This window comes from Candidatus Saccharibacteria bacterium oral taxon 488, from assembly GCA_013099195.1.
In the GTDB taxonomy this organism is placed as follows: domain Bacteria; phylum Patescibacteriota; class Saccharimonadia; order Saccharimonadales; family Saccharimonadaceae; genus Nanosynbacter.
Genome location: CP039999.1, coordinates 500,061 through 512,741 on the forward strand (window position 1 = coordinate 500,061; position 12,681 = coordinate 512,741).

Here is a 12,681-nt window from a genome sequence, read left to right on the forward strand (position 1 = left end):
ATACTACTCCTCTCTGGCTTTTTCTTGTAAATATTCACGAATTTGCAGGGCTGCAACCGCACCCTCGCCGACCGCTGAAGCAATTTGCATAGTTGCACCCGAACGCACGTCACCCGAAGCAAAGACGCCAGGAATGTTGGTATGCAAATGTTCGTCGGTGATGATGTGTCCTCCGAGGTCCAGCTCAACATCTGACTCCTTCAAGAACTGCGTGTTCGGAATGAGGCCGATAAAGACGAACAATCCATCTGCAGTAAATTCTTTTTGCTCGCCGTCTTGGGTTGATGTGACGCCGTAGAATTTGTCGTCCTTCACAATAATTTCATCGGTTGTCGCGCCAAGGTGGACGGTTATTTTGCCTGCATCAACATATTTTTGCAGCTCCCTCTGCAAGACATCGCTGGCGCGTAATTTACTGCGCACCAATAGGTCAACGTGGCTGGCGTAACGAGTCAAAAATATCGCTTCCTGCACCGCCGAGTTGCCGCCGCCAACGACGATCAAGCACTTGTCGCGGTAAAATGCACCGTCGCACGTCGCACAGTAGTGTACGCCGCGGCCGTACAATTCATCTTCACCCGGCACGCCCAGCTTGCGGTGATTTGAGCCGGTCGCCAGCAGCACCGCTTTGGCGCGCACCGGCTGACTATCGACCGTCAATTCCAATTCGCCGTCAACTTGCTTCAGGGCCGTCACGTCGCCGTACTCGATCTCCGCACCGAATCGCTCAGCCTGCTGCTGCAGCTCGGACGCCAATTTCATACCGGTCACACCCTCGGCAAACCCTGGATAATTATCGATTTGATCAGTGATGGCCGCCATACCGCCAACCACGCCGCGTTCGTATAGTGTTGTCGGCACGTCTTCGCGCGATAGGTAAATTGCGGCCGTCAGCGCACTTGGGCCAGCGCCGACAATGATAACCTCCTTAGACATTCAACCCCCTTGATCTATAATATCGCTTGATAACTTCTGGCATCTCCGGCCGTGGAATCTCCGCCGGTTTCTCGATAGCCATTACCACAAATTTAAGTGGCGCATTGGCAGGAATTTTATCGCCCTGGCCTTTATCGCCATAAGCTTTGTCAGCTGGAATCGTCAGTTCGCGCACACCGCCAACCTTCATACCAATCAGCCCCTCTTTCCAGCCCTGAATCACCGACGTATGTGCTGGGCCGTTTACCGCAAACGGCGCTTTCAATTTACCGCTGTTGATTGACTGATCAAAAATCTCACCCTTAGCATTCCAACCGATGTAGTAAACCGCAAATTTGGTATCATCCTTGATCTCCGCGCCGTCACCCACGACCAAATCTTCTTTGCCGAGCTCCTTCACACCAGTAGCCTCAAAGGCACCGACTCGCGTACTAAATCCCAAAAACTTGCCGTGATATTTACTGTTCAATTCCGCCGTCTGAGCGTCAACTTTCTTTTGCCACTCCGTGGTTGCTTTTTTATAATCTTCTTGCGCCTGCTTCAGTTCGGCCTGGTCTTTGGCGTCATTGCCTGGCTGCACCATCATGGCGATGAACCCGCCAATTGTCCCAACCGCTAATGTCCCCGTGATGATCCATATACCGAGTCGCTGTCCCCTCGTTGCCATAATCCTCCTTTATCTTACCTTGAAATTATATCAATGTTTCCTCTCGGCCGCAATGTCATAACGTGCCAGCTCATCATCAATCCCCACGCCAGCTGTCCGCTGTAGCTTGAGCAAATTAGCATAAATACCGCCCGATTTTGCCAACTGTTTCGGCGTACCAATCTCGTCGACCCGGCCATGTTTTAGCGTCACGATCCGATCCACCGTAGCGATGGTACTCAGCCGGTGAGCGATAATCAGCGTCGTTCGCCCCTTCATCAGCCGCTCCAGCGCCTGCTGCACTAGATGCTCGCTCTTGCTGTCGAGATTGCTTGTTGCCTCGTCGAGAATGAGAATTGGCGCATCCTTGAGTACCGCCCGCGCGATGGCAATGCGCTGCTTTTGACCGCCGGACAGCTTGAGGCCACGCTCGCCAATTTGCGTGTCGTACCCTTTGTCAAGCTCACTGATGAAGTCGTGCGCGTTGGCGGCCTTGGCGGCGGCAATCACTTGCTCATCCGTCGGCTCGTCGGCGCCATAGGCGATATTTTCACGAATTGTGCCGGAAAAGAGCGCTGGCTCCTGAAACACCGTGGCAATGTGGCGACGCAAGCTCTTTTGCTGCACCACATCAATTGCCACATCATCAATCATAATCTCACCACTGTCTGGCTGATACAGGCGCATCAGCAAGTTCGTTAAAGTGGTCTTGCCGCCGCCTGACTCGCTGACGAGAGCGACATGCTCACCGGGACGAAGCGTAAACGAGATGTCGGTCAACACTGGTTTTTGCATGGCAGAGGCGTAGCGAAACGAGACCTTGCGAAACTCGACCGCTCCGCGGCTCACGACTAATTCCGGCGCGTGATGAGCATCTTCAATCGCCGGGCGCAGTGTCATCACACCAACGAAATCCCGACTCCCGGCCAGAGCTTTCTGGAAATTATCAACGATGAAACTCATATTAAATAGCGGCATCCGCAAATTATTAATCAGCGTGATCAATAGCACCATATCGCCGATCGAAAAGCGCCGCTCGGTCGTCTGCACAAAAATGTAGGCAAAAATCATGAAGAAAATGACCGATAACACCACGCCGCGCACGATGTCCATGCTGTGCCAGTAGCGAGACTGCTTGCGCGTAATGGCAATTGTTTTGCGGTAACGCTTGGCAAAATGACGATATTCGAACGACTCACGAACATAGCTTTTGACGACTTTAATCTGAGCAATGACCTCGGCGAACCGGCCGCTGGCCATATCTGTCTCGTGATTTTTACGGTTCTGAAAGGCCTGCCATTTCTTACTCGTCAGCGCCGTCAGCCACATAAATAGCGGATACATAATGACCACCATTACCGCCAACTCCAGGCTGTATACCAGAACGATGCCGATGGTGATACCTGTCGTGAGCAGCATCTGGAAAAAGTTATTGGCAAACATGTTCAGGAAATTCGTCGTTTCGGTAATCGCGCGGTTGAGGCGATTGATAATCGTCCCAGTCAGCTCGCCATCAAAATAACTTTGCGGCAAGCTAAGCAAGTGATGATAGTACCGCGTCGACAGCTGCTGCTTGAGCCGCGTGGCCATCACATCACCCCAGTAACCACCAAGGTTTCGCACCATCGTATTCGTCACGTCAAGCGCCAGCAGCACCAGCGCCAAAAAAATCGCCTGCTCAATTCCTACCGCGCCGCCCTCAACCACTTCAACCATCAAGTTGGTCGCCCGCGAAATCACGAACGGCACCGCGATGCCGGTCAGTGCCACGACAACCGAGCTGATACTAACCCCGACGTAGTATCTGCCCATACCGCGCGCATACCGGAGCATGTGGATTAGCGGCTTCATCAGACTGTTTCAGCGCCCCATCTGTCTTTAGTTGTCTGTTCAATCCGCTGCATCACCGGCGTGATATCATTATCCACCAATGTCCGTGCAAGTGAAGTAAACGTCAGCCGCCACGTCATCGTTTTCTGCGCCGCTTCATGCTCAGATTGATAAATGGTGAGTGGCTCAATTCGCACCTCCATACCAACGTCCCGCACGGCCTCATCCAGTGTCTGCAACAGTTGCTGATATCTGATGGTGGTCGGTAGTTTGAGCGAAATGTCGCGGCTGGTTGATGGATAGCGGCTGAGCGGCTGATAATGACTGTCACGCTTGGCGTAAACGGTCTCCAGGCCGGCCATGTCCAAGCTCGCTGCCGCCACGTACGTTGGTAATTTGAAGCTCTTGATGACTGACTGCTTCAATTCGCCGACTATGCCAATGAACATTCCATCGGTTGTCTCGACCAGTGCACTGCGTGATTGGTCAAACGGTGCCGCGACTGGGAAAGTGAGCTCCTCTTCAATTGGCTTGAATACCAACTTGGTGCCAAGATCATGCACTAGCTGTTCAACCAAGCGACGAATTTTGTAAAATGGCGCGCCTGCTGCCGGCTTTTTGGCGGCGTAGACGATGTCGGTGAACTGACTGGCTTCTGGCAAACCATCTTCGCCTAGGCCATGCATTTTGCCGTGACCCTTACCCATTTCAAACAGAGCGAACTCATCATGCCCGGCCTTGATGTTGGCGTGAACCTTGTCGAGCAAACTCGGCAGCACCGTCAAGCGGTAGTACTGCAAATCAGGACTGAGGGCGTTTGATAATTTATATGCCTGAGTGACGTCCTGCTCGGCGTTTTTCAGGATGCGTTCATGAACGAAGCTGTAGGTCAAGACTTCATTGGCACCAGCACGCGATAGACTACGGCGAACGGCGTTTTTCAATTCGCGGCGCACATTTTTTGGCGCGGGTTTAATACTACGACGCGGCAATTGACGCGGCAGTTTATCGAAACCATACAGCCGCCCAACCTCCTCGACGATGTCCTCAGGCAGCTCAATATCGGTGCGCCAAAACGGGCTGTAAATCTCGCAGCCACTCTCATCAACTTCAACCATAAACTCAGTACAGCGCAAGATATCAGCAATTTCATCGTTAGAAAAGTTAGTGCCCAGTCGTTCGTTAATAAACTCATTCGAAACACCTTGCGAATCAACGCAGTGTACACCATCTGGCATAATACATTTATCGTATGAGCTGGTATCAAACACTTTGCTTGCTTGCACACCGCCCACCATACTCATCAATTGTTTGAGGACGGGGTCGGTTTGTGCCGGTGACTGACCCTTATTAAACCGTGTCAACGCATCGGTAAAAATACCGTGGCGCATGGCCGTGCGGCGCAGCGCATACATGTCAAAATTAGCACATTCGAGGACGATATTTTTAGTGTCACTTGAAACCTCAGTCTCAGCACCACCCATAATTCCCGCCAGGCCAATCACGCCCTCGCCATCAGCGATGACAATGTCATCCGCTGTCAGCTCATACTCCTTGCCATTCAGCAAGCTAACTTTCTCACCATCACGAGCCAGCCGCGCCCCGATTGTAGACCCGCGCAATTTGTCATAATCATACGCATGCGTCGGCTGCGCTGTCATGAACATCATGTAATTTGTTGCGTCAACAATGTTATTAATCGGCTTACCGCCCATCGCCACCAGTTGACACTGCAGCCATAGCGGACTCGGACGCACCTCGATATTTTTGATAGCTACCGCTGAAAACACCGGCACTACTTCAGTCACCTCATTGAATATCTCGAACTCGAGACCGTCGCCACCAGCAAATTCTTGAATCACATTGTACCACTCGGGACTGGTAAATTGCTGATGAAAAATCCCGGCAATCTCACGCGCCACGCCGAGTTGTCCGAAACAATCTGGCCGGTGCGTAAACATCTTATTTTCAATGTCCAGCACGTAGTCGTCCAAACCAAACGTTTCCGCGAAACCAGCGCCCACCGTTAGCTCAACCCCTGCCGGTACGTCGCGCTCAGTGATTTCGATTATTCCCTCGTGATCCGTACCAATTGCCAGCTCGTCAGCCGCCGCCAACATGCCCTGACTGAGCACGCCACGCAGCGGCCGCGCGTCCAGCACAAACGGCTCGTCGTCATCAAAACTCGCTGGCACCGTGCTTTTCGGCGGCAGCCAAATCGCCCACGTGTCCGCATGCACATTCGGTGCACCGCAGACCACTTGTACCAGACCGCCCTCATCGCGCGGCACATCCGCCACCGCACCACCATCATCAATCTTGGTCACGCTCAGCCGATCAGCATCCGGGTGTTTAACACATTCAACCACCCGGACAATTCGCGCGCCACCATATTTAGCGTTAAGGTCAATCACTTCCTCAACGCCACCAAGCTGCTGATTGACCCGCGCCACTAATTCATCTACGGGAGGCAATTCAAAATTAATCAATTGTTTGATAAGATTTAGGCTGACTTTCATATATATCAGTATACCATTCTAATCAACAGTGTAGTCAAACACCTTGATGGGAATACCTTTTTCCCTGGCTTGATCAATTGTAAACGTCGTGCCAGGGCTATCGTTGACCCGAAATGCCACTAATTCATCTGCCAGAGCAACAATCTGGCAATTACGCGCATGAAACGACTCGGCGTTGACTTCGGTAAATTCGGTGGTATCGCTCAGCACTCCAGGTCGATGTTTGGCGATGTTTCGCAAAAGAGCGACCGTCGCAATCGCATCATCCTGGCGACATTTACCGACAGCTGCTCGGTCATATAACGCTTGGCAATATAGTTCCAGCTCCACTGGCAAAAATATCCGAAACCGTGCCACCTCCAAACCATGCTCATACGCCAGCCGAGCCGCTTCGTGATCAACACCAGTAGCGCCGCCCGTCACAATCCCGCCGCCTTCAGTAATCTTTTGTCCAACACACTGCTCAATGTCACGGCGAATCGTGTCATTTACTTCGCGCGTACCGACAACTCCGAGCCACTTCATAGTTTGCCCCGTTGACTAGATATCACCCTTGAGCGGCAATGATCTGCGCCTGAATCCGGTCAAGCTCCGCCTCATCCATCTTTGGCCCCTCGGTCGTCGTCAGCCAGCCGCGATAGCTCTCATGGAACTCTGCATTCTCCGCCCAGACGTCAGTCCGCCCCGCCAAATCACCATGTAGCGGATACAGTTTGGCGTGCACATGCGCTACGCCCGTTCCCTCGAACACCAGCGCTACCCGCGGCGTATTAAACGCTCGTTCTAGTAGCCGCGCCACTTGACGCACTGCTCGCATAAACTCGAGATATAGCGTCTCGTCAATCGCAAAAATATAATCACCCGGATTATGCTTTGGAATGACCACTGTCACCCCCGGGGTATTTGGAAACGGCGTGAGAAACGCCAGGAACTGCTCGTCCTCCCAAACCTTCCATGATTTTACGGTGCCTGATACAATGTCGTCGAAAATTGTATGGTTCATAGTTACTCCTTTCAAATAATTATAGCAAATAATTTTAAGCTAAAGCAAAATACAACGTAAGGCTACATCCCGTGTTATACTCACAACTTTCCACTAGGTTTAGTCCTATGGTTAAACTATTGCTGCAGAGGTAATTTATTGTTTTATACCATAATTTTGACAAAATCCATTGACGTTTTGTTCTATTATTTGATATATATATATCAGCCTTTGCATCCGCAAGGGTCGGCGTTTCGCCCAAAGCCATTGGGCTTGAGACGCTCCACTTCGCGAGATAATTATCTCGCCCGACTCCAAGAGGAGCTATTATGGGAACTAACAGCCAGTACGAGGGTGGTATGGGCCGCATCGGTGGAGAGGTCATGTACTGGGACAAGAACGATGACGGTACTACCAACATCTTCCCCGGTGGCATGCCCGGCGCACGGCCGCACGACCACATCGTCGTGAATGAGGACGGTGGTGTCGAGTATATGCGCGTCGACGGCGAGGTCATCAACGACTACCGCGACTACCACGGCTGATTCCTACTAAGCGGTTTGTGGCTTCCGTACAAAAAGCCACTTTTCCTTTATAATATGTCATTGATTATGGATAATCATCATACTATTATTGAGAAATTTACCGGCAAGCTTCATGAGTGCGCCTCACGTGGTCATTTTGAATTTACTAATCTGCCTATGGGGTCATATGATTTCTTTTACATCGTGACTGAAGATAGATGCTTTGCTGGTGAAGTATGTCTTTTTAAGACGCGGTCTGTATTGTACGACCCAATGAGCCGCTCAAGTGAAGCTTCTCCGATAGTTGGCGTAGAAGATGGATCTGGTAAAATTGTAGACTCTTGCTTCTCGTTGTATAGTCAACCAGATAATTTTATATTCTTCGACGGAGACTTCAACTATTGCTTATATAAGCTAACACCGTAAGCTTAATGCTTTTTTATTTTTCAGGAACATAGACCAAACCATCTTCATCAGCGGAAGCTGTCGCCCAGCTACTCATGATTTCAGAATGATAGTCTTCAAATACTTGCTCATTCGTTGATTTTGGCCAGTTTGTCATGGGATTTTTCGTGTTTGAGAATTGCAACCTGGATTACGCAAAGCATATTTACGGGCAACCAGTCTGTTTTAAGAATTCATCAGTTCAGAGCGTAGATTTTCGCGGCGTCAAAGCTATTATTGAGGCAGGGGGCTGTGCCTTTCGCGGTATGAAATACGACGAGGAAACACAATTTATTTATGGTAGCGGCAAGTTGGCAGCACGATCACACTTTGTGAATCGCCAGGTTGACGATGAAGCGCAAGCATTTTTTGATGCGGCAAGATGTAGAGACTATAGATAGGTAACTATATAATATAATTACATAGGCTAAATACAATACTAAATAAACGCCAGAAAGGCCACAAAATGACTAAAAAACTATTAGAAATCGAACGCAAACGTCAATTAACTGGTGACGCAAACGAATTACTCAAGCGATTGCAAGACCTTGGTTTTGAACTACAGAGCAATCTCCACGAAATTGATACGTATTATTCTCGTCCTGATGTCGACTTTATGCAGACGGTTGAATGTCTGCGAATTCGCCAGCGCGATGGTTTTGCTGAGGTGACATACAAGCTGGCGACGACCGCTGCCACACATACAGCAAATGACGTGATTATTAAACCCGAAATAAATCTACCAATTCAGCCCGAGAGCGCAACGGCTGCCAAACAACTGTTTGCCAACCTTGGCATGGTAAAACTGGTCGAGGTCAACAAATACCGGCGATCGTTCCAATCACCAAACCTTCCAAAAGTAACGATTGCTATTGATGAAATTAAAAAACGCCGGAACGTTTGTGGAAGTTGAGGTTTTGTCAGACGATGAAACTGGCGCCCTGGCGATGATTAATGACATTGAGGACCAAGCTCGACCTTAACTCGGCAGAAATTGTGACGCGGCCTTATCGAGACATTTGTATGGGATAATCAAGCTACGTTTTTATCAAATCCACGCCTCGCCCCACCGCCCAACCGCAGCAGTACATTATACAAAAACATGATAATTCCCCAAAAAATAACACTCAGATAATTACCCCAATTAAAATCATTCCAAGGATTGCGAGCCGGGCTGTCTGTCGGATCGTACGCCACAAACCCCACTACAGCCATCACGAGAATGATCAAGAGTCCGGAGATGACAATTTCACGCACGTAGCTGGAGCGCTGAAATAGTGATAGCCTCAGATTATATCGAGCCCCTGATGGTAACAACACTAGTAACACTATAACGATATATGATGGGATGGTTATTATACCCTCGAACACATCCCACGGGTTCACTTTCATGATATCAGGCTTCACTGCCTTCACGATCTCTTGCATGCCCAAGGATACCCCAAAGAATAGCAGCAGGATGATCAGCACCAGCCCAATCGAGCTCCATCGTCTAGTCTGCATTGTTCACTCCCGTTATGACATTGGCGGCCGCTTTGTATACCTCGTGGATTTTGCCAAAAACCCGGTTGTCATATTCTTCTCGATCTTCAATGCTGCTGTCTGGCAATTCAATAGTATTCTTGAACTGCGGCTGCATGATATTAACCGACGTCACTTCCATACCCTCCTCAATTTCAATGTCGTAGACCTGTTTTTCGACACCCGGAAACTCCTTCACATAGTGATCAATGTACGCGCCAGGAGACAGAAACTTGCCTCGACTCGGCCGGATATCAATGACGATAGTACCAAGTGTATCAGTACGATTATTGATCGAAGGTGCGGAGAATAAACTTTTCGCTAGTTGGCTAATTTTATTATTGTGCTCTATGGCTTCACGAGGAACAAATATTTTCGCGGATTTTATACGATAAGCCTGCCTGATTAACTCGATGGCGTCTGGATGACAAATCACCGTCCCGATAAATGCTGCCTTTTCAGAGAGCGAAAGTTTTACTACTTGATTATTAATATATGCTAAAATCTTTACGTTTGTGGCGACGTTTCGGTTATATTCTAACGCCATAATTCCTTTGTCTGCATAGTACAGGAAATGCACCACCTGCACCGGCAGCTGCCCATCAGGAAGCGGATAACGTTTGACAAGATCGTCATCGTCCCTGCCTATGGTAATCACGTTCGATCCGTACACGGCGATGATGCCAGCATAGCATTTGGATAGTTCGCTGGTTTTATGTAGCTTATCAAACTGCAAAAGCCGCATGAAAGACTCATCATCATTCGGATTGTACTGCCAATTCCTATCGTCTTCTTCGAGGTTCATCAGATCACGAAGAACATCCTCAAACGGATAGCTGCCGTACCCCTCATCGTCGCGATTGGTGATGTTGTAGAGAAAGACGTTGCGCTTAATCATCACATATCTCCAAATGGACTAATTGACTGAATTAAAACTGCTCCAAAAAGTCCAACTTACCGCTCTCAAAATGCCGCACGTCCTCGATGCCGTATTTCATCATCACCAAGCGGTCGATGCCGCAGCCAAAGGCAAAGCCGGTGTATTCATTCGGATCGATGTTAGCAGCTTTCAGCACATTCGGGTGAATCATGCCGCAGCCCAAGAGTTCGATCCAGCCTTCGCCCGAGCAAACTTTGCAATCCGGCTTTTTGCCTTCACAGAACGGACAGCTTAGCGCAAATTCAAAGCTCGGTTCGGTGAATGGGAAATAAAACGGGTTGACGCGCACATCCAACTTCTTGCCATAATATTCCTGCAAAAACTCCTGCAAGGTGGCGATGAGGTTGCCGACATTGACTCCCTTGGCGACATACACGCCTTCGACTTGGTAGAACGTGTGCTCGTGCCGCGCGTCCAAATCTTCGTTGCGAAACACCCGGTCGGGCACGATGGCGGCGATCGCCTCGCCGTTTGCCAAATTGCCATGATATTTTTTCAACACACGGTTTTGCATGGTCGAGGTGTGCGCTGGGGCAATCAAGCGGTCGCCATTGGCGTCAGTCTCTTCGGTCATGAACGTGTCATAATCATCACGCGCTGGGTGACCCTTCGGGAAGTTCAGGCTCTCAAACATATGAAATTGATCATCAATTTCACGCGACTCTTCCGTCACAAAGCCCATGCGATTGAAAATGTCAGAAATGCGATCGATCTCGCGCATCAATGGATGAATCGTGCCACGCTCACTCGGCAGTAATTCAGGCCGGGGAGCATTGATGTCCATCGGCGCCGTGACGTCAATTGGCGGCAAATCAACTTTTGATAGTTCATCTTCACGAGCCGTAATCGCCCGCTCCAACTCCTGCTTCAGTTCATTAACTTTCTTACCAAACGCCCCGCGCTCCTCGGCTGGTAACGTCGCAATAATGCCATATAGTTCCCGCAGCTCTGCGCTCCGCAACACACTGCGCGGTTCAGCCGCCTCGGCTACGCGTGATAATAATATTGATCGAACTTCATCCAACCTTTCCATATCATCGCCCCTGCATTAAAAACATACCGACAACCACTGCCGCCATGATAACAATCAAAACCCACGCCCACGCCAACGTCGTCGTCTGCTTCGTATCTTCCAAATATTTTACATCCTCTACGCCGTCTAGACTGGCTTTTTCCTGAAGGCCCGACGCCTTGGCCTTCTCGCGCAGCTCCGCCGCAATGCGTTCTTGTAGTTCACTGCGCCGATCTTGTTGATTTACAAATAATCCCATATGTCGATTATACCAGATATGTTATAATGATAGTAATAGTACAGTAAGGAGGGACTATGGCCACGAAGAAGACTACTAAAAAGGCCGCGACTGCAAAATCCAGTTCAAAGAAAACGACTGCTGCAGCTGCTACATCGAAAACAACCGTAACGCGCGTCACCAGCAAGGCCGAGACGAAAAAACCAGAGGTCAAATCGACTGCTGTTAAACCCGTCAAGACTAGCTCACCACGTAAAAAAATAGAAGCCAAGCTACCGCGCAATCTCGTCAACATTGTACTAGCCGAAGTTGCTGGCACGTTCATCTTGACACTAGTCGCCTTGTTCTCGGCATACATGATGACGCCGTTTTACGTTGGCCTCGCACTTGTCGTGCTGGTTCTCGGTATCGGTGCAATATCTGGTGCACACATTAACCCAGCTGTCACGTTCGGTCTCTGGACAATGCGCAAGCTAAAGACCGTGCTCGTACCATTCTACTGGGCAGCACAATTCCTCGGCGCAATGGCCGCTGTTGTCTTGATGGGAGCAATTTCATCAGGTAGCTTCGTCATTAACTTTGACCAATTCACCACTTTCTCGTGGGCGATCTTTGCCGTTGAGCTCGTCGGTATGGCCATCTTTATGTTTGGCGTAAGCGCTGCTCTGTCACGCACTGATCTCAAGAATACCAGCAGGGCCGTAGTCATCGGTATGTCATTGACGCTTGGCCTCGTCGTTAGCGGTGCATTGCTACCACTCGCCCAAAATGCTGCTGTCCAAAAGTACCAAGAAGAGCAAGCAAATGCGACTCGGCAAACTCAGCAGCTAAAGGATCAGCGTACTTACCCGCGTGAGGTATATATCAGCGGTGCAACCCTGAACCCGGCAGTTGCCCTGGCAGTAACTGAAAAGACTAACTCGCAGCTACAAAATGCCTCAGCACCAGCACAAAAAACAGAGAAAATGTATACCCGCTTCAGCCTCGAGGTTATTGCCGCGACTCTCGTTGGCGCAGCACTCGGCGGTAACTTATTCTTACTAGTAAATTATCGCAATAAAGACGAAGAATAAGACGCTTCTATACTAA

The 12,681-nt window shown here is 49.7% G+C and carries 13 protein-coding genes; 3 read left to right on the top strand and 10 right to left on the bottom strand.

Annotated features, from left to right (window positions below):
* Positions 1 to 3 precede the first annotated feature (3 nt).
* From FBF28_02645 to FBF28_02670, 6 genes are all read right to left on the bottom strand, one after another.
* On the bottom strand, positions 4 to 936 hold the full coding sequence (locus FBF28_02645; GenBank protein ID QJU08451.1) for a thioredoxin reductase: 933 nt from the start codon (positions 934 to 936) through the stop codon (positions 4 to 6).
* A complete protein-coding gene (locus FBF28_02650) occupies positions 929 to 1,519 on the bottom strand; it encodes a hypothetical protein (protein QJU08809.1) in 591 nt (196 codons plus the stop codon). The genes FBF28_02645 and FBF28_02650 overlap by 8 nt, the downstream gene beginning before the upstream one ends.
* A gap of 114 nt (positions 1,520 to 1,633) precedes the next feature.
* On the bottom strand, positions 1,634 to 3,433 hold the full coding sequence (locus FBF28_02655) for an ABC transporter ATP-binding protein (GenBank protein QJU08452.1): 1,800 nt from the start codon (positions 3,431 to 3,433) through the stop codon (positions 1,634 to 1,636).
* Complete coding sequence (gene pheT / locus FBF28_02660) at positions 3,433 to 5,931, bottom strand: phenylalanine--tRNA ligase subunit beta (protein ID QJU08453.1); 2,499 nt, start codon at positions 5,929 to 5,931, stop codon at positions 3,433 to 3,435. Before pheT ends, FBF28_02655 begins: the two co-directional genes overlap by 1 nt.
* An 18-nt stretch (positions 5,932 to 5,949) precedes the next feature.
* The gene (locus FBF28_02665) at positions 5,950 to 6,456 is read right to left on the bottom strand and encodes a DUF2493 domain-containing protein (protein ID QJU08454.1); all 507 of its coding nucleotides are present in this window, start codon (positions 6,454 to 6,456) and stop codon (positions 5,950 to 5,952) included.
* 22 nt (positions 6,457 to 6,478) lie between these two features.
* Complete coding sequence (locus FBF28_02670; protein QJU08455.1) at positions 6,479 to 6,934, bottom strand: HIT family protein; 456 nt, start codon at positions 6,932 to 6,934, stop codon at positions 6,479 to 6,481.
* Positions 6,935 to 7,242: 308 nt separating this feature from the next.
* On the opposite strand from FBF28_02670, the gene FBF28_02675 reads away from it, so the two are divergent.
* The gene (locus tag FBF28_02675) at positions 7,243 to 7,458 is read left to right on the top strand and encodes a hypothetical protein (protein QJU08456.1); all 216 of its coding nucleotides are present in this window, start codon (positions 7,243 to 7,245) and stop codon (positions 7,456 to 7,458) included.
* An 889-nt stretch (positions 7,459 to 8,347) separates the two neighbouring features.
* Complete coding sequence (locus FBF28_02680; protein ID QJU08457.1) at positions 8,348 to 8,794, top strand: CYTH domain-containing protein; 447 nt, start codon at positions 8,348 to 8,350, stop codon at positions 8,792 to 8,794.
* A 119-nt stretch (positions 8,795 to 8,913) separates the two neighbouring features.
* Here the strand turns inward: FBF28_02680 and FBF28_02685 are convergent, their stop codons facing one another.
* Genes FBF28_02685 through FBF28_02700 form a run of 4 tightly spaced genes read right to left on the bottom strand, consistent with a single transcriptional unit; the run spans position 8,914 to position 11,613 of the window.
* A complete protein-coding gene (locus FBF28_02685; protein QJU08458.1) occupies positions 8,914 to 9,384 on the bottom strand; it encodes a hypothetical protein in 471 nt (156 codons plus the stop codon).
* Entirely contained in the window at positions 9,374 to 10,300 is a 927-nt protein-coding gene (locus tag FBF28_02690; GenBank protein ID QJU08459.1) for a hypothetical protein, read from the bottom strand. The genes FBF28_02685 and FBF28_02690 overlap by 11 nt, the downstream gene beginning before the upstream one ends.
* 31 nt (positions 10,301 to 10,331) lie before the next feature.
* Positions 10,332 to 11,375: a phenylalanine--tRNA ligase subunit alpha gene (gene pheS / locus FBF28_02695; GenBank protein ID QJU08460.1), complete on the bottom strand. Its 1,044-nt coding sequence runs from the start codon at positions 11,373 to 11,375 to the stop codon at positions 10,332 to 10,334.
* A gap of 1 nt (position 11,376) precedes the next feature.
* Entirely contained in the window at positions 11,377 to 11,613 is a 237-nt protein-coding gene (locus FBF28_02700; GenBank protein QJU08461.1) for a hypothetical protein, read from the bottom strand.
* A gap of 56 nt (positions 11,614 to 11,669) precedes the next feature.
* Between FBF28_02700 and FBF28_02705 the strand changes: the two genes are divergently transcribed.
* Complete coding sequence (locus FBF28_02705; GenBank protein ID QJU08462.1) at positions 11,670 to 12,665, top strand: hypothetical protein; 996 nt, start codon at positions 11,670 to 11,672, stop codon at positions 12,663 to 12,665.
* Positions 12,666 to 12,681 lie beyond the last annotated feature (16 nt).